This window comes from Phyllobacterium sp. CL33Tsu, from assembly GCF_900113985.1.
GTDB lineage: Bacteria > Pseudomonadota > Alphaproteobacteria > Rhizobiales > Rhizobiaceae > Phyllobacterium > Phyllobacterium pellucidum.
Genome location: NZ_FORJ01000001.1, coordinates 1,152,315 through 1,173,628 on the forward strand (window position 1 = coordinate 1,152,315; position 21,314 = coordinate 1,173,628).

At 59.4% G+C, this 21,314-nt stretch carries 16 protein-coding genes and 1 pseudogene; 4 read left to right on the forward strand and 13 right to left on the reverse strand.

All coding sequences use genetic code 11. The annotated features are described in order from the left end of the window. Positions 1-25: 25 nt before the first annotated feature. The 10 genes and pseudogenes from BM074_RS05620 to BM074_RS05665 form a co-directional block, all read right to left on the reverse strand. The gene (locus BM074_RS05620) at positions 26-1,609 is read right to left on the reverse strand and encodes an FGGY-family carbohydrate kinase (protein ID WP_175498907.1); all 1,584 of its coding nucleotides are present in this window, start codon (positions 1,607-1,609) and stop codon (positions 26-28) included. Beyond that, positions 1,606-2,292, reverse strand: a complete 687-nt coding sequence (locus BM074_RS05625) for an HAD family hydrolase (RefSeq protein ID WP_091920342.1) — start codon at positions 2,290-2,292, stop codon at positions 1,606-1,608. Before BM074_RS05625 ends, BM074_RS05620 begins: the two co-directional genes overlap by 4 nt. A gap of 1 nt (position 2,293) precedes the next feature. Further along, positions 2,294-3,772 carry a mannitol dehydrogenase family protein gene (locus BM074_RS05630; protein ID WP_091920344.1) on the reverse strand — a complete coding sequence of 493 codons (1,479 nt, stop codon included), beginning with the start codon at positions 3,770-3,772 and terminating at the stop codon, positions 2,294-2,296. A 55-nt stretch (positions 3,773-3,827) separates the two neighbouring features. Further along, positions 3,828-4,604, reverse strand: coding sequence for an L-iditol 2-dehydrogenase (locus tag BM074_RS05635; protein WP_091920346.1), 777 nt, complete (start codon positions 4,602-4,604; stop codon positions 3,828-3,830). Between the two features lie 15 nt (positions 4,605-4,619). Further along, positions 4,620-5,621 (reverse strand): ABC transporter ATP-binding protein, encoded by a 1,002-nt coding sequence (locus BM074_RS05640; RefSeq protein ID WP_027230655.1) that lies wholly within the window; start codon positions 5,619-5,621, stop codon positions 4,620-4,622. Between the two features lie 18 nt (positions 5,622-5,639). Continuing rightward, a complete protein-coding gene (locus BM074_RS05645; RefSeq protein ID WP_091920348.1) occupies positions 5,640-6,470 on the reverse strand; it encodes a carbohydrate ABC transporter permease in 831 nt (276 codons plus the stop codon). Between the two features lie 4 nt (positions 6,471-6,474). Continuing rightward, on the reverse strand, positions 6,475-7,347 hold the full coding sequence (locus BM074_RS05650) for a carbohydrate ABC transporter permease (protein ID WP_027230657.1): 873 nt from the start codon (positions 7,345-7,347) through the stop codon (positions 6,475-6,477). A 98-nt stretch (positions 7,348-7,445) separates the two neighbouring features. Then, complete coding sequence (locus BM074_RS05655; RefSeq protein WP_091920349.1) at positions 7,446-8,765, reverse strand: ABC transporter substrate-binding protein; 1,320 nt, start codon at positions 8,763-8,765, stop codon at positions 7,446-7,448. A 121-nt stretch (positions 8,766-8,886) separates the two neighbouring features. After that, complete coding sequence (locus BM074_RS05660) at positions 8,887-9,843, reverse strand: sugar-binding transcriptional regulator (RefSeq protein WP_091920351.1); 957 nt, start codon at positions 9,841-9,843, stop codon at positions 8,887-8,889. Between the two features lie 112 nt (positions 9,844-9,955). Continuing rightward, a pseudogene (locus BM074_RS05665) lies at positions 9,956-10,228 on the reverse strand (SelT/SelW/SelH family protein); the annotation flags it as partial. 227 nt (positions 10,229-10,455) lie between these two features. On the opposite strand from BM074_RS05665, the gene BM074_RS05670 reads away from it, so the two are divergent. Further along, entirely contained in the window at positions 10,456-10,938 is a 483-nt protein-coding gene (locus BM074_RS05670) for a hypothetical protein (RefSeq protein WP_244532736.1), read from the forward strand. An 83-nt stretch (positions 10,939-11,021) separates the two neighbouring features. Here the strand turns inward: BM074_RS05670 and BM074_RS05675 are convergent, their stop codons facing one another. Next, positions 11,022-11,240: a hypothetical protein gene (locus BM074_RS05675; protein WP_091920354.1), complete on the reverse strand. Its 219-nt coding sequence runs from the start codon at positions 11,238-11,240 to the stop codon at positions 11,022-11,024. Positions 11,241-11,245: 5 nt separating this feature from the next. Beyond that, a complete protein-coding gene (lepA, locus tag BM074_RS05680) occupies positions 11,246-13,054 on the reverse strand; it encodes a translation elongation factor 4 (protein WP_091921496.1) in 1,809 nt (602 codons plus the stop codon). A gap of 141 nt (positions 13,055-13,195) precedes the next feature. Here lepA and BM074_RS05685 point away from each other — a divergent pair, with 141 nt between their 5' ends. From BM074_RS05685 to BM074_RS05700, 3 genes are all read left to right on the forward strand, one after another. Then, on the forward strand, positions 13,196-13,765 hold the full coding sequence (locus tag BM074_RS05685) for a DUF2239 family protein (protein ID WP_091920355.1): 570 nt from the start codon (positions 13,196-13,198) through the stop codon (positions 13,763-13,765). 709 nt (positions 13,766-14,474) lie between these two features. Further along, the gene (locus tag BM074_RS05695) at positions 14,475-16,664 is read left to right on the forward strand and encodes an alpha/beta hydrolase (RefSeq protein ID WP_091920359.1); all 2,190 of its coding nucleotides are present in this window, start codon (positions 14,475-14,477) and stop codon (positions 16,662-16,664) included. A 134-nt stretch (positions 16,665-16,798) separates the two neighbouring features. Continuing rightward, on the forward strand, positions 16,799-19,048 hold the full coding sequence (locus BM074_RS05700; protein ID WP_091920361.1) for an alpha/beta hydrolase: 2,250 nt from the start codon (positions 16,799-16,801) through the stop codon (positions 19,046-19,048). A 240-nt stretch (positions 19,049-19,288) separates the two neighbouring features. Here the strand turns inward: BM074_RS05700 and BM074_RS05705 are convergent, their stop codons facing one another. Further along, on the reverse strand, positions 19,289-21,271 hold the full coding sequence (locus BM074_RS05705) for a PhoX family protein (RefSeq protein ID WP_091920363.1): 1,983 nt from the start codon (positions 21,269-21,271) through the stop codon (positions 19,289-19,291). Positions 21,272-21,314 lie beyond the last annotated feature (43 nt).

Consider the following 21,314-nt stretch of genomic DNA (forward strand, 5'->3'; position numbering starts at 1 on the left):
CCGTGCTTGCCTGGAAAGAATTGCGCTAGAGCGAATCAAGTACGCGCCGTTGCGCGTGCATTTCGAGGAAAATGCGGTAGTCGCGGTCGAAACGCGGGCGCGCATCTGGATTTGGTTGCCGTTCGCGGCCGCCTTGCTTCATGGCGAGGCACGCCGAGGGCAGATCCGGGTAAAGGCCAGCCGCCGTGGCGGCGACCATCGCTGTGCCAAGCAGCACCGCATCCTCGGCAGCGGATGTCACGACCGTGCAACCGGTGGCATCCGCATATAGCTCCATGAGCAGCGGGTTCTTGATGTGGCCGCCGGTGACATGCATCGTGTCGATCGCATAGCCCTTGTCGTTCAGCGCATCGAGGATATGGCGCACTCCAAGGGCGATTGCGACGCAGGTGCGCCAGTACAGCCGGCAAAGACTGTCGAAGGAGGTGTCGAGCGTCAGGCCGCTGATGACGCCCACCGCATGCGGATCGGCAAGCGGCGAACGATTTCCATGGAAGTCCGGGAGCACGTGCAAGCGTCCCGCAAGATCCAGGCCTTCGCCCGCACGCAGTTCCATGACACGGTCTGTTATCTTCTTGTGAAGCGCGGCATTCGGCTCGCCGACGGCGCCATGCCAACGGATCATGTGGTCGAGCAGCGCGCCCGCTACGGATTGTCCGCCCTCGCTCAGCCAGCAATCCGGCAAGGCGACGCCGTAATAGGGGCCCCATCCGCCGCTGAAAGAGATCGGCTCCGGCGACAGCGCCATGAGGCAACTCGAGGTCCCGGCAATCAGCGCAAGGTGGCGGTCGATCTGCGACAGGTCGCCGGCGAACCCGGCAAGAACACCAAGCGCGCCCGCGTAAGCATCGATCAACCCCGCCCCGACGTGACATTGCGTCGTTAGTCCGAGCGCATCGGCGGCATGTTGCGTCAAGGCGCCGACATCGGACCCGACGGGGCTCGCGCGCTTCGGCAGGCTGCCGCGCTCGAGCATGTCGGCAATACCCATGGCCTCGAAAAAGTCCGGCTGCCAGCCCGGCTCCTCATGTGCCAGATAGGCCCACTTGCAGGTCAGCGTACATTGGGAACGCGCGAGCGAGCCTGTTGCCTTCCACGTCAGATAGTCGGCAAGGTCGAAAAAGTAGCCAGCTTGCTTCCATGTTTCCGGAAGGTGCCGCTTAAGCCACATCAGCTTCGGCGTCTCCATCTCTGGCGACATGACGCCGCCCAGGTGTTCCAGCACCTTGTGGCGGCTTGCGGTGCATTCATCAGCCTCCGCGAGTGCCCTGTGATCGAGCCAGACGATCGTATCCCAGCGGTTTTCGCCCGATGTCGATACCGTGAGCGGAGCACCGTCCGCGTCGCGGACCACGAGCGAGCAGGTTGCGTCGAAGCTTATGCCGGCGATGTCCGAGGGGCTGACACCCGACTGCACGATGGCGCCCTGGACGGCGATGCACACCGATTTCCAGATGTCTTCCGAATCGTGCTCGGCATGGTCGCCAACAGGCCGGTTCATCAGGATTGGATGTTCGACACGCCCGAGCAGATTGCCGTTTACGTCAAGAATACCCGCGCGGGCGCTTCCGGTACCAACATCGACCGCACAGACGAATTTCGGCATCAACGAACTTTCGGTGTGGCTTCCTGCGAGGCGAGCAAGCCGGGCAATTGCAACATGTCGTTGAATATACGGTCTGGGCCGAGAGACGCAAGTGCCGCTTCCAGCCGGCCCCCGCGCGAGTGTGTGCCGCCGGTGAAGGCGAAGACCCGCATTCCGGCACTTTTTGCCGCCTCGATGCCGGCGGGACTGTCTTCCACCACCACGCAATCTTCCGGATCAGCGTTCATGGTGCGCGCGGCGAGGAGAAAGAGGTCGGGCGCAGGCTTGCCATGCTTCACCATGGTTGCGCTGAAAATATGGGGGTCAAGCAAATCGATCAGCCCGGTCAGTTGCAGCGACAGGCGGATCCGATCGGGCTGGCTCGACGACGCGACGCAACGCGGTATGTCGAGTACCCGCAACGTATCGGCTATCCCGGGGATGGGCTTGAGGTCACGTTTGAACCGCGCGAAGAGATTCGCCCGCATTTCATCGAGATCGGCATCGCTTGCGGCAAAGCCGTAATCCTCGTGCAGGATCTTGCTGATCGTCGTCATGCTGCGCCCGAGGAAGCGGTCATAAGCATCGTCCTCGGACAAGGTCGTGCCGCTCTTGGCGATCATATCGAGCAGGACGGCGATGGAAATGGGCTCGCTGTCGACGAGCACGCCATCGCAATCGAAGATGACGAGTGCGGGCTTGCCCATCTCAGAGCTTGCCCTGGAGATAGAGCGTCAGCGTTTCGCGCGTGCCCTTGTCCCAGAGTGTGCGCAAGTGGCGGGTAAAGGTTTCAACGAACGTGGGAGCGGTCCCGACCTCGCCGAAAATGTCGCTCATTGCGAGGAACGCCTTGGGGTCGTCCTTTGCCTTGAGCGCCTCAACTTTCAGCCGCTCGGCGCTGGCATCAAGATAATTCGTCGGCTTGCCCGTGTCGGTGGTACCCGCGCAAAAACGGCACCAGAGCGCTGAAACCAGCGCAAGCCCGGTGATGCTTTTGCCGGCCTTCAACCGGTCGGCGGTGGTCGGCAGGATGAATTTCGGCTGCCGGTTGGAACCATCCTGGCAAAGGCGTTGGATCGTATCGCCGATCTTGGGATTGGAAAAGCGCCTGACGATCAGGTCGAAATACTCATCGAACGGCATGCCGGGTACTGGCGGCAGGACGGGAATGATCTCATCGCGCTCGAGCTTGGTGAGGAAATCACGGATCAGTGGCTCCTCCATGGCTTCGTGGACAAAATGAATGTCCATCAATGCGGCTGGATAGGCGATTGCTGCGTGACCGCCATTGAGGATGCGTATTTTCATGAGCTCATACGGCGCCACATCCTTGACGAAGGTAACCCCGACCTTTTCGAGTGCCGGGCGGCCGGTGGGGAAGTGATCTTCGAGTACCCATTGCTTGAACGGCTCGCAGAACACAGGCCAATTATCCTCCACGCCGAAATCCGTCGCCAGCATCTGGCGCTCGCGGTCGGTGGTTGCCGGAGTGATGCGGTCGACCATGCTGTTCGGGAAAGCCACATTGTCCTTGACCCACTTCGCAAGGCCCGGATCGATCAGAGCTGCAAGTCCGCTCACCGCATCGCTGGTCACATGACCGTTGCCCGGAATATTGTCACAGGACATGACGGTGAAGGGCTCGGTGCCCTCGTCGCGGCGCCGCATCAACCCGGCAAGAATAAGGCCGAAGACAGTCTTGGGGCTCTTGATATTCGCCGCATCTGCCACGATCGCGGGATGTTTGGGATTGAACACGCCCGAGGCCGGATCGATGAAATAGCCGCCTTCGGTGATCGTCATCGACACGATGCGGATTGTCGGGTCCGCAAGGCGCGAAATCGTGGCTTCCGTGTCAGCCGGTTCAAGATAGTCGATCATCGATGCCGTGATATGGGCCACGCGGTGGCCACTATCCTGCTCGACAACCGTCGTCAGCCAATCCTGGTCGGAAAGCTTCTGGCGCATGGTTTCGTCTGAAGGAAGAACGCCCGCGCCGACGATGGCCCATTCGTGATCCGAACCGCCATTGAACAGTTCGTCGAGATAGACCGCTTGGTGTGCGCGATGGAAATTGCCGATGCCGAAATGAACGATACCTGCCTTCAGATTGGCCTGGTCATAGCGCGGAACGCCGACATTCTGCGGCATCTGCTTGAGCGCTGCTTGCGAGAGTTTAACAGTCATCGGGCTTAACCCCTCTTCTTGTGTCATTTGAACCGGCAAATCAGCGCCGGGAAGATCAGCTCATCCAGTTGCCGCCATCGACATTATAGGTCTGGGCAACGATGTAATCGCTCTCGCTGCTGGCAAGAAATATCGCCATTCCTGTCAGATCGTCGGCAGTGCCCATGCGCCCATAGGGCACCGCCTCACCAACGAGCTTCTTTTTTTCGCCGCGCGGGCGGTTTTCATATTTTGCGAACAGAGCATCGACACCGTCCCAATGCTCGCCGTCGACAACGCCGGGCGCAATGGCGTTCACATTGATGCCATGCTCGATAAGGTTGAGCCCGGCAGATTGCGTCAGGCTGATCACCGCAGCCTTCGTCGCACAGTAGATCGCAACGAGCGGCTCGCCGCGTCGGCCGGCTTGGCTCGCCATGTTGATGATTTTGCCGCCCTTGCCGCGTGCGATCATCGCCCTGGCGACAGCCTGCAAGGTGAACAGCGTGCCGGCAAAATTGACGGCAAACAGCTTGTCATAGCTTTGGCGCGTTATGTCGACGATCGGGGCCAGGTCGAAAAGCGCAGCATTGTTGATAAGCACGTCGATCCCGCCGAACTTGTCGACGGCCTCCTTGACGGCGGCGTCAATCGAAGCCTGGTCGGTTACGTCGAGGCGAACGGCATGGGCACGTTCACCAAGCTCGCTTGCCGTCTGCCTGGCCCGGTCGAGATCGATATCGGCGATAACCACATGAGCCGCGCCCTCGCGCAGATAGGCTTCGGCGAATGATCGGCCGATGCCGCGGGCTGACCCGGTGATGAATGCTGTCTTTCCTTGCAGTCTGTTCATTGGAATTGCTCTTGGTTACTGGATGGCCTGTCCGTTCGCATCGAAACGATGGACGCGCCGCTCCTCAGGCGTGATGAAGACCTTCTGCCCGTGCTCGACCGGAAAATCGCCGTCGGTCCGTACAGTGATCTTGCCGATCCCATCGGACTGGACATGAATCAAGGTGTCGGAGCCGAGATGCTCGGTGACGCCAACAGTACCCGGCCATGTGCCTTCGGTTGTCGAGATACGCATGTGTTCGGGACGTATGCCCACCGTCGCGGCATTCAGCGTGGCGGCATGTGCGCCTTCAATGAAGTTCATGCGCGGCGAGCCGATGAAGCCGGCGACGAACAGGTTGCGCGGATTCCGGTAGAGTTCGAGCGGCGACCCCACCTGCTCGATCCGGCCGGCATTGAGCACCACGATCTTGTCGGCCATGGTCATCGCCTCGATCTGGTCATGCGTCACATAGATCATCGTCGTCTTCAGCTGATGATGCAGGTCGCTGATTTCGAGGCGCATGTTGCCGCGAAGTGCCGCGTCGAGGTTCGACAGAGGTTCGTCAAAAAGGAACGCCTTGGGCTGGCGCACGATCGCGCGGCCAATGGCGACGCGCTGGCGCTGGCCGCCCGAGAGCTGGCCCGGCCGGCGATCGAGATAGTTGGTGAGGTTAAGAATGTTCGCCGCGTCGCGAACCTTCTTGTCGATCGCGGCCTTGTCCTGTCCGTCCATCTTGAGCGGAAAAGCGATGTTGCCGTAAACGCTCATATGCGGGTAAAGCGCATAGGACTGGAACACCATGGATAGCCCGCGCTTGGCCGGCGCTTCGTTGGACATGTCCTTGCCGTCGATGACGATGCGCCCGCCGCTCAAGTCTTCGAGGCCGGCGATCATGCGCAGCAGCGTGGACTTTCCGCAGCCTGACGGCCCGACGAAGACGACGAACTCGCCATCATTGATATCCAGGTCGATTTCCGGAATGACCGATGTCGTTCCAAACGACTTCGATACTTTCTGCAGTGTGATGCTTCCCATCATGTCCTCCCTGAAATCTTATTTCACCGCGCCGAATGTCAGGCCGCGTACCAATTGCTTTTGCGAGAACCAGCCCATGATCAGAATGGGGGCGATCGCCATTGTGGATGCAGCCGACAGCTTGGCCCAGAACAAGCCTTCGGGACTGGAATAGGACGCAATGAATGCTGTAAGCGGCGCAGCATTCGCGGCGGAGAGATTGAGCGTCCAGAACGCCTCGTTCCATGCGAGAATGATATTGAGCAGCATGGTCGAGGCAATGCCGGGCACCGCCATGGGTGTCAGCACATAGACGATTTCCTTCATAAGCGATGCGCCGTCCATCCGCGCCGCTTCAAGGATCTCCCCGGGGATTTCCTTGAAATAAGTGTAGAGCATCCAGACGATGATCGGCAGGTTGATCATGGTCAGGACCGCAACAAGACCAAGCCGCGTATCGAGCAGGCCCCAATCGCGAAAGATCAGATAGAGCGGCACCAGAACGCCGACCGGCGGCATCATCTTTGTGGACAGCATCCACATCAGGACGTCCTTGGTACGCTTTGTCGGCGAAAACGCCATGGCCCAGGCGGCCGGTATGGCGAGCGCGAGGCCGATCAGGGTCGAGCCAACCGATATCACGATGGAATTGGTCACATGCTTCATGTAATCGGAGCGCGCCTGCACCTCGTGATAGTTCTCAAGCGTCCAGTCGAAGAACAGGAACTGCGGGGGCGTTGCAATGGCGGTGCCCTCGGTTTTGAAGCTTGTCAGGAACGTCCACAGGATCGGGAAGAAGATTAGAAGTCCGATCGCCCAGCCAAGAATGGAAAAGGTCAGTTTGCGGCGTGTCGAGATTGCTCTGGCCATGATCTTACCTCTCGAGGTTCTTGCCGATGAGGCGAATGAGGAAGAAGGCGACGATATTGGCAAGGATCACCGCGACGATACCGCCTGCCGAAGCGCCGCCGACGTCGAACTGCAGCAGTGCCTGCGCGTAGATCAGGTAGGTGATGTTCGTCGTCTGGATGCCCGGTCCGCCATTGGTCGTGACGAGGATTTCGGCAAAGACGCTCAAAAGGAAGATCGTCTGGATGAGGATCACCACGGTGATCGCACGCGACATGTGCGGCAGCACCAGATAGAAGAAGCGCGACAAGGCGCCGGCGCCATCCATTTCCGCCGCTTCGATCTGCTCGCCATCGAGCGATTGCAGTGCGGTCAGGAGGATAAGCGTCGCGAACGGCAGCCACTGCCAGGCGACGATGAGAATGATCGAAAATAGCGGGACTTCAGCGAACCAGTCGATGGGCTGAAAGCCGAACGATCGGGCGATCCAGGCAAAGAGCCCGTTCACCGGATGCATCAGCATGTTCTTCCACACGAGCGCCGAGACGGTGGGCATGACGAAGAACGGTGCGATGACGAGAAGCCGTACGATGCCCTGTCCGAAAAACGGCTGGTCGAGCACCAATGCGAGAAGGATCCCGCCGATAACGGTGATGAGCAGTGTGCCGCCGACAAGGGTAAGCGTATTGCCGAGCGCCGTGAAGAATGAGGGGTCGGTCAGAAAGTATTTGTAATTGAGGAACCCGACGAATTCCTCGGTTCCCGGCATGAGCAGATTGTAGCGCAGGAACGAGAAATACAGCGTCATGACGAGCGGTACGATCATCCAGAGAAACAGCAGGATGACAGCCGGTGACATCATGATACGGGCAGTTGCGCGCGTCTGGTGCGTGGCCATGGTCAGGTTCCGATGCGTTTGCCGTTACGAGAAGCAAAGGAGGCTCGGGCGGCCCGCCAACATTTGCGTCAGCGAACCGTCCGAGGCCAGGAGGATCCCTATTTGATATAGCCGCCCTTGGTCATTTCGCGGGTGGTGAGCTGCTGGGCGCTAGTCAGCGCCTGATCGACCTTGACGGAGCCCGCAAGCGCTGCCGAGAACTGCTGGCCCACGGCCGTACCGATACCCTGGAATTCAGGGATCGCGACGAACTGGCCGCCCGTATAGGGCACAGGCTTGACGGACGGCTTGCTGGTATTTGCCGCATTCATCGCGTCGAGTGTGATCTTGGCAAAGGGCGCCGCCTTTTCATATTCCGGGTTGGCATAGAGCGACTTGCGCGTGCCCGGAGGAACATTGGCCCAACCTTCCTTGCTGGCGACGAGTTCCGTATAGGCCTTGTCGGTTGCCCAGGAGACGAACTTCTGCGCGGCTTCCGCTTTCTGGGTGCCAGCAGGAATGCCGAGATTCCAGGCCCAGAGCCAGTTGCCGTGATTGTCAGGCCCAGCGTCACCGGTGGGGAACAACGCATAACCCACCTTGTCGGCGACCTTCGAGTCCTTCGGATTGGTCACGAAGGACGCAGCAACCGTGGCGTCAATCCAGATGCCGCACTTGCCGGTCTGGAACAGTGCAAGGTTTTCATTGAACCCGTTGGAGGATGCTCCGGGAGGTCCGGCTTCCTTCATCAGGCCGACGTAGAAGGTAAGCGCCTTTTTCCATTCCGGCTGATCGAACTGTGGCTGCCACTTTTCGTCAAACCAGCGCGCGCCGAAGGAATTGGCCATGGCGGTCAAAAGCGCCATGTTCTCACCCCAGCCCGCCTTGCCGCGCAGGCAGATGCCGTAAGTCTCGGTGGACTTGTCCGTCATCTTCTTGGCGGCTTCGGCGATCTGGTCCCAGGTCGGCTTTTCAGGAATGGTGACGCCCGCCTTTTCGGCGAGATCCTTGCGGTACATGACCATGGCGCTCTCACCATAGAACGGCGAGGCATAGAGTTTGCCGTCGACCGAGACCGCATCCTTGATCGCAGGCAGCAAGTCGTCCGCATCATACGCTTGGCCGAGTCCATCAAGCGGTAGCAGCCACTTCTGCTTCGCCCAGATAGGCACCTCGTAAGTACCGATGGTCAGGATGTCGTACTGGCCGCCCTTGGTGGCGATATCGGTCGTCACACGCTGGCGCAGCACGTTTTCCTCGAGCGTTACCCACTCGAGCTTGATATCCGGATTTTTCTTGGAAAAGTCGTCGGTCAATTTCTGCATGCGGACCATGTCGCCATTGTTGACGGTGGCGATGGTCAGCGTGGTTTCCGCGTGCGCGAAACTCGCCATGGCGAGCACCGATGCAGCGCCGAGCAGAAGCGTTCTCGTTAACATTTCATTCCTCCCGAATGTTATGAGCATTTGCTAGCTTGTTGGGCAAATACTCACACAATGGCAAAACAAGTCAAGCGCAATTCGTCGCTGCGTTGCAACATAAGACCAAACAGGGTGATATTTACTTTTCGCCGAGAAGCATTTCCGCAGTTTGCTCGTCGGTAATCAAACCATTGATAAGCTTGCCTTTTATGGCCGCCGAAATTCCTTGCATCTTGCGCGCGCCCATGGCGGTGGCGATGACCATGGCGGTCTCGCAAGAAGGGATCGGCGCGCTGGCCACGCGCTCGTTCGTCAGCCCGGCAATGGGCGATCCATTACGGTCGAAGGCGCGGCCGATGATCTCGCAGACGCCTCCAGCGCGGCGCAGGGCGTCGAGTTCCTCGCGCGAAATGAAGCCGTCGACAAAAAGCGGCGCCTCATAGCCAAGATCACCGATGCCGAGAAACGCCACATTGGCCATGGCGGCAAGTTCCAGCACCGGACGGATCATCGCCTGCGCGTGCAGAAGTTCGCGCTCCTCCGGAGAAGAGGCGATGACCGGGAGCGGCATCGGGAAGGACCGCGCCTTGATCTTGTCGGCAATATTGAAAATGACGTTGTAATAGGCCGCCGAGCCATCCGGCGAAATATTGCCGGTCAGCGATACTACCTTGTGTTGCGGGCATTCGATCGGCGACAGCTGCTCGATCGCCGCCTTGAGCGTGCGTCCGGTGCCGATGCCGAGCACGATCGGCGTTTCCGATCTCAGCCAGCGCGTCATTTCGGCTGCGGCCGCATCGGCGACACCGAGTGTCGTCGAAGTCGAGCCCGGATCGGTCGGCACAACCTCCGTCATCTTCAGGCCGAAACGCTCGCGCAGTTGCGCGCCGAGGTCGAGGCAGCGCGCAATCGGATGGTCAAGCCTTACCTTTACGAGACCTTCCGAGACGGCGAGCGAGACCATGCGCTGCGCCGACTGGCGCGAAATGCCGAGCTTGGCTGCGATCTCATCCTGCGTATTGCCGGCCACATAGTAGAGCCAGCCTGCACGGGCCGCATCGTCGAGCCGCGTTGTGGTAACCTCCGGCTTACTCATTGACTGCCCCGCCCTTAAGGTCCTCACTGTGCTCGTCGCTGGCGGGGATGGTCTCTGCCCCGCCCTTAAGCTCCTCGCTGTGCTCGTCGCTGGCGGGGGCCCGGGGATGCCCATCTGAATGACCGAGATCACGCTCGGGCCAGACGATGTCGCGCACGCGCTGCTTCAGGACTTTCGCCTCGGGGAAGCCGCCATCGCGCTTGCGCTCCCAGATGCTTTCGGCATCGACCTGGATCTCGAAAATGCCACCGGTTCCTGGAACAAGCGCCACCTCACCAAGATCGGCACCGAAGGTCGACAGGAGTTCCTGTGCCATCCAGGCGGAACGCAGGAGCCAATTGCACTGCGTACAATATCGAATGGTAATGCGCGGTTTTGACGTCATGCTTCTTTAGATATCACTTTCCTTTCCTATTGGAAGCAGGAGCATGAAAAGGGCATCCGAATGCCTGAGGCTTATCAGTGCCCTCGCCATCGTGTCCGTCTAGCCGCCCCTACACGTAATCCCTCCCGCAATTCTCAATCCCGTTCTTCCCGCCACCTCCTGACAGGAGGTTGTCAGGAGGCCTGCGTTATATTTCTGTTTGAGGACACAATAAGCGGGAGGAAACGATGATGGACGCGAGGCCCGAGACAATCGGCAGTGCCACTGATTTCGATTTCCTCATCGGCGACTGGAACATCCGCAACCAGCGGCTCAAACATCGATTTGTCGGCTCGGATGAATGGGATGAGTTCCCGGCGACATCGCGCGTCCGCAAACTCCTGCAGGACACCGCCAATATCGACGAGATGGATATTCCGGAGAAGGGATTTGCCGGCCTGACGCTGCGCCTCTTCAACCCGCGCGATGGTTCCTGGTCGCTGCATTGGGCCGACAGCCGCAGCAATTGCCTGTTTCCGCCGGTTATCGGCCATTTCGATTGCGGCAAGGGTATCTTTTACGGTGACGACACGGATGACGGCGTGCCGGTTCGCGTCCGCTTCCTTTGGACCCCGTCGCCCGAAAAGCCGCTCTGGGCCCAGGCCTTTTCCAAGGATGGCGGCGAGACCTGGGAAACCAACTGGCTGATGGAGTTCACAAAGCGCGGCTGAAACCGTGCCGCGTTTTACGCCGAGCCTGACCGAAGTCGCGGACATCCTCCCAAGCCCGCGCTTCGGCCGGCTTGGGGTAGAACTCAACTGCCGCTCACCTGCTCTTCCTGTTCCACCGTCAGAGGCTTGATGCCGGGTGTTGGAGGTTCGGGGCGGTCGCCTTCGACGACCGGCGCGGGTGGCGGACCAACGTGATTTACCGTCGTACAGGCGGAAAGCGCGGCGAAGATGAGCCCAATTGCTGCGACATGGCGGGCTTGCCGTAGCGCCGTTCCGAAATTGCAGCTGGCGCTGTCGCTCACCTTGCTCAGTTGTCGCTCATCTTCAGCGCCTGGATGAACGCTTCCTGCGGAATCTCCACCTTGCCGAACTGGCGCATGCGCTTCTTGCCTTCCTTCTGCTTTTCCAGAAGCTTGCGCTTGCGCGTCACGTCGCCGCCATAGCACTTGGCGGTCACGTCCTTGCGCAGCGCCGAGATGGTCTCGCGCGCGATGACCGTGCCTCCAATTGCCGCCTGAATCGGGATCTTGAACATGTGCTTGGGGATGAGATCCTTCAGCTTCTCGCAAAGGTCGCGGCCGCGCTTTTCTGCCGCTGAACGGTGCACCATCATCGACAGCGCATCGACCGGCTCGGCATTAACCAGCACCGACATCTTGACGAGATTGCCCTCGCGATAGTCAGACAGGTGATAGTCGAACGAGGCATAGCCCTTGGAGATCGATTTCAGGCGATCGTAGAAGTCGAACACCACTTCGTTGAGCGGCAGGTCGTAGGTGACCATGGCGCGCTTGCCGACATAGTTCAGATCGATCTGGATGCCGCGCCGATCCTGGCAGAGCTTGAGGATCGCGCCGAGGTAATCATCGGGCGTCAGGATCGTCGCGCGGATCCACGGCTCCTCTATGGAGGCGATCTTCATCACTTCCGGCATATCGGCGGGATTATGCAGTTCGCGCTGCGTGCCGTCGGTCATGTTGAGCTTGTAGACGACACTCGGCGCCGTGGCGATGAGATCGAGATTGAACTCCCGCTCCAGCCGCTCCTGGATGATTTCGAGGTGGAGCAGCCCGAGGAAACCGCAGCGGAAGCCGAAGCCGAGCGCTGCCGAGCTTTCCATCTCGAAGGAGAACGAAGCGTCGTTGAGGCGCAGCTTGCCCATGGCGGCGCGCAAATCCTCGAAATCCGCCGCATCGACCGGGAAGAGGCCACAGAAGACGACCGGCTGCGCCGGCTTGAAGCCGGGCAGGATCTCGGCGGTCGGGCGCTTGTCCTCGGTGATCGTATCGCCGACCCGCGTATCGGCAACTTCCTTGATCGAAGCGGTGATGAAGCCGAATTCGCCGGGGCCGAGTTCCTCGACAGCCAGCATCTTCGGCGTGAACACGCCGGTCCGCTCCACGGGATATCTGGCGTCCGTTCCCATCATGCGGATGGTCTGGCCCTTTTTCAGCACGCCGTCGATGATGCGCACGAGAACGATGACGCCGAGATAGGCATCATACCAGCTATCGACCAGCATCGCCTTCAGCGGCTTGTTGCGGTCGCCCTCGCGCGGCGGCGGCAGCTGGTTGACGATGGCTTCAAGCACATCCGGAATGCCGAGGCCGGTCTTGGCCGAGATCAGCACCGCCTGGCTTGCATCAATGCCGATGACTTCCTCTACCTGCTCGCGAATGCGCTCGGGCTCGGCGGCCGGAAGATCGACCTTGTTCAATACCACGACGATCTCGTGATTGTTGTCGATGGCCTGGTAGACATTGGCGAGCGTTTGCGCCTCGACGCCCTGGCTGGCATCGACGACGAGGAGCGAGCCCTCGCAGGCCGAAAGCGACCGCGACACCTCATAGGCGAAATCGACATGGCCGGGCGTATCGATCAGGTTAAGGACGTAGTCCTCGCCGTTCTTTGCCTTGTAATTGAGCCGTACGGTCTGCGCCTTGATGGTAATGCCGCGCTCGCGCTCGATATCCATCGAGTCGAGCACCTGCTCCTTCATGTCGCGCAGATCGAGCCCGCCGGTCGATTGGATCAGGCGGTCGGCAAGGGTGGATTTGCCATGGTCGATATGGGCGACGATGGAGAAATTGCGAATGTGATCAAGTGGTGTGGTCATGAGCGCCACATAGAGCATTTCCCGCCGATTTGGAAGGGCGCGGCGGCACGGCGGCATGGTTCAGCGCAGATAATTTTACCCGGGTATATTGACGACGCTATTTTACCCGGGTAAAAGCAGCCATCGAACAAGGAAACAATCATGGAAAACGCGCAAGAAACATACACAGCCTTCAAGGGCGTGGAGAAAACCGCCAGTGGCACAGCGACCGAAGTTGCGCTGAAGGCAAGGGACGCAGGCAGCGACGGCGCCGCCATCCTGATCTTCGAGGACTCCACGGGCCGGCAGGTAGACTTCGACGTCTCGGGGACCGAGGCGGAGATCGTCGCGCGGCTCGATCCCACCGCGCAGCGCGGACCCGGCCGGCCGAAGCTCGGCGTTACTGCGCGGGAAGTGACACTCCTGCCCCGGCAATGGGAATGGCTCGCACGCCAGCCTGGTGGCGCATCGGTTACGCTGCGCAAGCTCGTCGACGCCGCGCGCAACACGACCTCGGCGCGCGAGCGCAAGCGGCAGGCACAGGAAGCCGCCGACCGTTTCATGATGGCGATGGCCGGGGATCTTCCACACTATGAGGAAGCAGCACGCGCGCTGTATGCCGGTGACTACCCGCGTTTCGCCGAGCACACGGAGTCCTGGCCGCAAGACGTGCGCAACCATGCGCGGCGCCTGAGCGATGCAGCTTTTGACCGGACTGATTTCCCGGCCTGATCGGTGGCGCAAGCCAACCCATCAGCGACCAGGTGATTGTTCGCTCAACTGGCACGAAAATTGCGATAACCTTGCACACCCAAGCGACTGGGAGGCTCCGAGTTCCGCGCAGATGGATCCAGTGGACTGCGATCAATCACCGACCATGTTCCACTGGTGTGGTCGAAGCCAGGTGCTACGATCACAACCGATCTCACCGGGAAGGATTACGATGCGCTCACATTCCGAATTGTTGTCGTGCGCCCGATGGGCCAGGAGGTGTTCGTTACACTCACGGCAAGCACCGGCAAGATGGCGACCCTCGCCGCTTCAAGACGACGATGGCCGGGACTCACCGCGCGAAGCTTGATATTTATTCGGCTAACTTTAATCGACTCACTGATCCAGCAGCAGCAGGACTGGCAGATGTGCGAGCACGGCTGACAGCTGACTGCATGAGCATTCGAATGAACAAATTAGCCCACTCTAACAATAGCAAACTTATGTAACATTTTGATGAATTTAGATTCGATGCGGATTTGTAGTATTGACCCTGCTTTTTCATCTGGGGTAAAAGCGCCGCGCATTAGTAATCAAATGAAAGACCCAGAGTTTCGATTGAACGAACAAAATTTATTATCCGAATAATTTATTCGGCTCATACCGATTTTATTGTTTTCCAAGGGTAGTCGCCCTCATGTACCCGACTGCCTAATCAGGAGTTTTCCAGATGATCCAATGGATGAAATTGGAAGTGACACGGGCATGCCTCATCGGCGTGCTGCTCGCCACGACCGCCCTAGCCGGCTGCAACAAGGAAAGCAGCAACGATGCGCAATTGCCGCCAGAATCCACCTTTGCGGCAAAGATCGACTCCGCCAAGCCCGATTCGACCCCGTTGACCGAACCTATCGCGCCAAGCGGGTCCACAGCCGAGGTGCCGAGCGTCACACCCATCGAGCCGACGCCTACTCTCACGCCCGAAAGCGACGAGAAGATAACGCGCTTCACATCGGTTGCGCCGGATATTACGGCCGGGAAATACACCCCGTCATTAATGTTCTACTACAACCTCGGCAACCTCGTCACCACGCCGGAAGATTATCCGGGCAGCAAGCTGAAGGGCGTTAGCACGATGCTCACGCCTATTCGCGGGTCCGTGCGATACCCCGATGAGATCAAGAACGAGGACGGTGCCAAATATCCGGTCATCATCCTCGTGCACGACACCGATACGACCGACGCGAAGAAGGTGATCAAGAATCATCATCAGGGGTTCGATTACCTGGTCTCCGACTTCGTTTCCCAGGGCTATGTGGTCTTTTCGATCGATGCCGAGGAGATCAACAGCTGGACAGAGTTTTCTGGCAACAACTTACAATCCGAATACGACAAGACCGGCGTCGCTCGGGCACAGCTGGTGATGGCGACGCTCGACAAGCTACGCTTCGTCAATGAAAAGGGAGACCGCGATTCTACCAATAGCCCTGGCGTGCTCAATGTGCTGAAAGGCAAGCTTGATCTTGAGCGTATCGGCCTCGTGGGCCATGGCCGCGGCGGTGCGGCGGTGGCCAACGCAATCAATTTCAACAAAACGCGCCTGGGGGCGACCGAGGGCCGACTGAAGGCTGCGCTTCTGGCGGACGCAAGTTCAGTCCTGAAGTATACCACTGAGCCTTTCAGCGAACTCGCCAACACTGTTTCCGGAGACCCGGCTGTCATCGACGATGCCAAGTTCAAGGACATCATCAAGCGACTCAACATATCTTACGCTGCGGGCACCGGAGAAGCGGCACCTCACAACATCAAGGCCGCCCTCATGCTGGCACCTTCGGACCGCAAAGCCGTTACCGGGTTGACGGGTATGCCCTGGGCCGTCGTCGTTGCCGGTTGCGACAAAGCTGCCCTCGGCATCAACACCGGGGCAGGGAACCTCGCCGGTGGTCCCATCTTTGACCGCAGCCGTTTCGGGCCCGCCGAGGACGCGTCACCGCACTTCCAGCTTTTCATCCGCGGCGCGAACAGCGGCGCCTACAACACGATACAGAAACCCGAGCCGGCGGCCGCCACGGTCTGCAACCACCCGGTCCTCGGGCCTAGACTCGCTCTCAACGGGGACGATCAGCGCAACAATGCGCGCTTCATCATAGGTTCCTTCATGCGCCTGTTTGTCGGCGGCGAAAAAGCCTTCGCTCCCTATTGGAACGGCCAGGCCCAGCTTCCGCCTTCGGCCTGTCCAGGCGGCAAGGGCACGTGCGACGAGCGCGTGCTCTTGACCATACAGAAGGATGCGGGCAACACGACGCTGATTCAACGCTACGAGACGCCGGCCGCGGCAACGGTAAACCAGCTTGGCGGCGTCTTCTCGCTCAAGGGCTTCACACAAGCCGTCCAATGCCCGATGGCCCCGGAAGGTTGCTATAGCTGGATGCCGAAGCTGTTCGACAATCTCCAGACGGCGTCCGATAGGTACCAGTTGTTCTGGTGGGACAAGAATGCAACCATAACAACCGAGCTCAAGGGGCTTTCCACTGCCGGTAGGGACTATCTGACCTTCCGTGCGGCGCTCGTGCACGATCTCGCGATCGGCCAGGAGATTCTCGTCACCCTGACCGACGGCAAGGGCAAATCCGCCACCGTTGAGGCTAGCGACTTCACCGATGTGCTCTATCAGACACCACGCCCGAAGGGCGATGGCCGGCCGATGATCATCGACCCGCTCGACATGCCTTCGACCATGTTTGGCTATAAGGAAAATCTGCACATGATCGCCATTCCGCTTCGTGCATTCAAAGGGATCGATACAACCAATTTAAGCAAGCTCGAATTGGTTTTACCGAAGGAAGTCGGTCGCATCGCGCTCGGCGAGATCGAACTGCAGAACTTTGGCCGCTTCACCGATACAATTGCGCGTAATTGATGCCGACGAAAGGACCCGACCTTGCGGCCGGGTCTTTTGGCCGCCGGCGGGTGGAAATCATTTGATTTAGCAAATTTTGAAGGGCGACCGATCCGCCGCCGCGGGTCGCCTCGCTGACCAGGGAGTATTTGAAAATGATGCAATGGATGAACCCACGCGCAAGCCGTGCATGCCTTTTCGGCGCGCTTCTTGCCGCTGTCACCGCTTGCGACGACAGAGGGCCCGAAGAGCCCACATCGACTTTCGGCACGGCCGCCAACCAGTTGGCACAGCAGCCCGAGATTGCTCAGGCAAATGTCGCGGCAAACCCCACGGAACAACCTCCGGCGACAGGGCCCGTCGTCGGGACTGTCGCCCCGGTTCCGGCCGCGCAATTGCCCGAGTTGATTGATAAACCACTGCCCGTCGTGCCACCCGTACTATCGGCAGCCGATACAGCAACGGCGCGTTTCCTCTCGGTCGCGCCAGACACATTCGATACCGGAAAATACAAGTCGTCCCTGCTGTTCACCTATGAACTCGGCAGGGTTTTTGTCCAGCCGGCTGATTCGATAGAAGCAAAAGACCCAGAGTATGAACTTGCCAAACGCAAGGGCATTCCCTACGGACTAATCGCGCCGATCCGCGGCAGCATCCGCTATCCTGAGGAAGTGGTGAAGGGCGATGGTGCCAAATATCCACTTATCGTCTTCTTGCACGGCCAGCACAATGGCGACGTCAGCCACCTCGGTTATGACTATCTAGGCAAGGACCTCGTTACCCAAGGTTATGTCGTCGTTTCGATCGATGCCGATACGATCAACATGTCGATGCAAACTGGCATGGACGGCGCCAATCGCGGGCGGGCACAGCTCATGCTTGCGACGCTTGACAAGCTGCGGCAGGTCAACGAGACCGGCCAGGTCGATGGTTTTGGTAATCCCGGCATTCTCAACGTGCTGAAGGGCAAGCTCGATTTTGACCGTCTCGGCATCATGGGCCATTCGCGCGGTGGCATGGCGATCGGTACGACGCTCCTGCAGAATGTGGCACGGAAAGGCACCACTTTTACCGATCTTAAAAATTATGTCGCTGAAGCCCGCGCAAGCCTGATCAATTTTAGCTATACCGGCTATTTCCACGAGATGGTCAACTATCCGGACCTCTTCGCGGCGACGACTACCACCACGGACGCAGATGGCAAAGCGACCGCGACGGTCGATGAGGCGAAACTGCAAGCAGCCGCCAAGAAATACGGTATCGGTTTTGTTGCCGGCGATGCGCCGCCCTATAAATTCAAGGGAGCCTTTCTTCTCGCGCCGACTCAGACGTTACCGCTCATGGGCATAAGCGATGTGCCGTTCGCAACGCTCGTCGGCAGTTGCGACGGCGACGTGCAATCGTTGTCCGGCCTCGCCTTCTTCGACCGCAATCGCTATAGCGTCGATAAGGACCCATCCTCGCACTATCAACTTTGGATGCGCGGCGCCAACCACAATTTCTTCAGCACGGAATGGCGCGAGCGTGACTCATTAAGGTCGGGTTGCGCCGAGAACCACATATTATTGAACGAGAAAGAGCAGCGCCGAGCCGCCCATTTCATCATCAATTCCTACATGCGCTATCACGTTGGCGGCGAACAAAAATTCGCAAACTACTGGAATGGCCTGGCAAGGTTCCCTTCAGCCAATTGCCCTGCGGGACAGGGCACGTGCGATGAGAGCATCGTGCTCAGCATTCAGAAGAGCGCAAAGGACCGGGTGGTAATCCAGCGTTTCGACCAGAAAACACCCGAGGAGGCCAAGACTAACCGCGTCGGCGGCGCCTTCGTCATGACCGGCTTCGACAAGACAGCACTGTGCCCACTTTCGATGGAGCAATGGTACTACAGAAAAGGCGGCTGCCTGCCCAAGGCACTAACGAACTTCGAGTACATCGGCTCAGCAACCGAACTGCTTCAAGTTTCCTGGAATGCGCCTGGTGCGAAGCTGACCACCGACCTGAAAAACCTTTCCACCGCCGGCATGGATTATCTCACCTTTCGCGTTGCGGTGACCGAGACGGTGGGCCAGGAAATCCTGGTGTCGCTCACCGACAGCGATGGTAAGACAGCCACCGTCACAGCGAGTGACTACACGGATGCGCTTTACGATATCCCCCGGCCCAAGGCTGGTATGATCCCCATGGTCGACAACCCGGCTGATCTGATGCCGGAGATGAGCTCGATCTACCGTGCTATGAATATGGTTGCGATCCCGCTCAGCGCCTTCAAGGATATCGATACGACCAAGCTTAGCGCGCTTCAGCTGGAAATGCCCCGCGAGAAGGGCGGATTGGCGATCAACGATATCGAACTGCAGAACTTCGGCCGCGCGCCGAAATCAGCGACGACAGCGCAGAACTAGCATCAGGCCTCCCGCGCCATGGGCGCGGGAGGCCTATATTTCAGGGCCCGGTTCCAGCCAAGCTGGAGCCGGGGTTTTTGTTTTGGCTGATCTCGAATTGGGGGCAGGCAATGATGTTTAGTTCGAGGCCCGATCGAAGAGGGCGTATCGATCGCCCTGCTGTCAAAGAAATGCCGTGGCCATGTATCTAGGTACAGGGCCACGACGAAGCTCAAGCCGGATTATGACTTTACGGCTATGTCAAACGCCGATCTTGCCGCCACCCTTTTTGGTGATGGCAACGACGGAGGGGCGAACCGGCATGTCATCTTTGAAATCCGGCCAGCGCGTCGACAGGTCCTCATAGTAGGAGGGGCGGCCGAAGCCTTCCCAGTCCTCGCCGCCATCGCCGGGATGCTGCACCGCCACCATCATCGTTGCCATGTCCGGCAGCATCAGCGGGCCGCACATTTCCGCGCCGACTGGCACGCGGAAGAAGAGTTTCGATGTGGTGCGCGCCGGGCCAGCGATATCAACCGCCCAGATACCGTCCGTGCGGCCGGTTTCCTTCGGCGAGTTGCCGTCCGTCGCGACCCAGAGCCGGCCGTCGGCGTCGACGGCGCAATTATCAGGCATGCCGAACCAGCCATTCTTGGTCGTGTCGGTCGAGAAGGACGCGCCGACATCGGCCACGGATGGATCGCCGCATTTCAACAGGATGTCCCACTTGCCCTTGGTGGCGGCAAAATCGCCCCCGTCCTCGGTGATTTCGATGATGTGGCCGAAGGCGTTCTTGGCGCGCGGATTGGCGGCGTCGATCTGGTCGTCCTTGCGCTTGGTGTTGTTGGTCAACATCACATAGACCTTGCCGTTGACGCTATTCGGCTGGATATCTTCGGGTCGATCCATCTTGGTCGCCCCAAGCAGATCGCCGGCCCGGCGGGTCTCGATGAGCACGTCGGCCTGCGAGGCAAAACCGTTCTCCGCGTTGAGCGGACCCGAGCCATGGACGATGGGCAGCCATTCGACGCCGCCTTCCGCATCGAATTTCGCGACATAGAGCGTGCCATCGTTGAGAAGGTCCATATTGGCGGCACGATCGTCCGGATTGAATTTGCCGGATGTGACGAATTTGTAGACATAGTCGAAGCGGGAATCATCGCCGAGATAAAAGACGACCTGACCGCCCTTCGCGACGATCGATTCAGCGCCCTCATGCTTGAATCGGCCCATCGTCGTGCGCTTCTTCGGTACCGACGCCGGGTCGTTGACATCCACCTCGACGACCCAGCCGAAGCGGTTGGCCTCGTTCGGCTCCTTGGCAAGATCGAAGCGATCGTGGAACTTGCCCCACTCATAGGCGGTTTCGGGAACGCCGAGCCGCTTGTAGTTGGCAGCTTCCTTGCTGTCCTTCGGCAGTTCACCGCTGAAGTAGCCGTTGAAATTCTCCTCCGACATCACATAGGAGCCCCAAGGGGTGACGCCGCCGGCGCAGTTGTTCATCGTGCCGAAGACCTTGGTACCGGAGGGATCGGCGTTGGTCTTGACACGGTCATGGCCGGCGACGGGTCCGGTAAGCTGCATTTCGGTATTGGCCGTGATGCGGCGGTTCAGCTTGCCATCCTTCACCACCTGCCACTTGCCGTCGACTTTCTTGATTTCGACAATGGTGCCGCCATGGGCCGCCATTTCGATATCGACGCGTTTCTGGTCGGCCGGCGCGACTTCGATCTTGCCCTCGACAACCTTGACGATGCCGGGGAACATCAAATGCTCGTTCGTATATTCGTGGTTGACCACAAGCAGGCCGTGCTCGGAAGAGCCGTCGATCGGGATAAAACCGACATAGTCGTTGTTGTAGCCGAACTGCTTCGCCTGGGCTTCGGGACTCTGGTTCTTCGGGTCGAACTCCGGCGAATCGGGGAAGAGGGCGTCGCCCCAGCGCAGCAGCACATCCGCATCGTAACCGGAAGCCACGTGGTGTTTCTGGTCGATGCCGGCCTCGACTTCCTCAAAGACGAAAGCCGATTTCTCCTCGGCGCGGGCATCGTCAGCAAGCATGAGGGCCATCGGGCTGACGGTCGCCGCGATGGCCGAAACCGCGAGCGAGCCTTTCAGGAAACCGCGGCGCGAAAAGCGCGAAGCGATGATCTCGCCCATCGTAGGGTTGTCGGTCGGGTTATGGCCCGGCCCGTCGTTTTCTTCGAGCAGGCTGGTGCGAAACGGTTGGGATTGGTCGTTCATGGCTCACCTCTGGCTATCTGGCTGGGGGGACGAAACCCAAGCC

Bases quoted from the DNA above. Each gene is read 5' to 3' on its own strand.
- BM074_RS05655 (WP_091920349.1), bottom strand. From the start codon at position 8,765: ATGTTAACGAGAACGCTTCTGCTCGGCGCTGCATCGGTGCTCGCCATG.
- BM074_RS05625 (WP_091920342.1), bottom strand. From the start codon at position 2,292: ATGGGCAAGCCCGCACTCGTCATCTTCGATTGCGATGGCGTGCTCGTC.
- BM074_RS05660 (WP_091920351.1), bottom strand. From the start codon at position 9,843: ATGAGTAAGCCGGAGGTTACCACAACGCGGCTCGACGATGCGGCCCGT.
- BM074_RS05700 (WP_091920361.1), top strand. From the start codon at position 16,799: ATGATGCAATGGATGAACCCACGCGCAAGCCGTGCATGCCTTTTCGGC.
- lepA (WP_091921496.1), bottom strand. From the start codon at position 13,054: ATGACCACACCACTTGATCACATTCGCAATTTCTCCATCGTCGCCCAT.
- BM074_RS05650 (WP_027230657.1), bottom strand. From the start codon at position 7,347: ATGGCCACGCACCAGACGCGCGCAACTGCCCGTATCATGATGTCACCG.
- BM074_RS05640 (WP_027230655.1), bottom strand. From the start codon at position 5,621: ATGGGAAGCATCACACTGCAGAAAGTATCGAAGTCGTTTGGAACGACA.
- BM074_RS05635 (WP_091920346.1), bottom strand. From the start codon at position 4,604: ATGAACAGACTGCAAGGAAAGACAGCATTCATCACCGGGTCAGCCCGC.
- BM074_RS05695 (WP_091920359.1), top strand. From the start codon at position 14,475: ATGATCCAATGGATGAAATTGGAAGTGACACGGGCATGCCTCATCGGC.
- BM074_RS05685 (WP_091920355.1), top strand. From the start codon at position 13,196: ATGGAAAACGCGCAAGAAACATACACAGCCTTCAAGGGCGTGGAGAAA.
- BM074_RS05705 (WP_091920363.1), bottom strand. From the start codon at position 21,271: ATGAACGACCAATCCCAACCGTTTCGCACCAGCCTGCTCGAAGAAAAC.
- BM074_RS05630 (WP_091920344.1), bottom strand. From the start codon at position 3,772: ATGACTGTTAAACTCTCGCAAGCAGCGCTCAAGCAGATGCCGCAGAAT.
- BM074_RS05645 (WP_091920348.1), bottom strand. From the start codon at position 6,470: ATGGCCAGAGCAATCTCGACACGCCGCAAACTGACCTTTTCCATTCTT.
- BM074_RS05670 (WP_244532736.1), top strand. From the start codon at position 10,456: ATGATGGACGCGAGGCCCGAGACAATCGGCAGTGCCACTGATTTCGAT.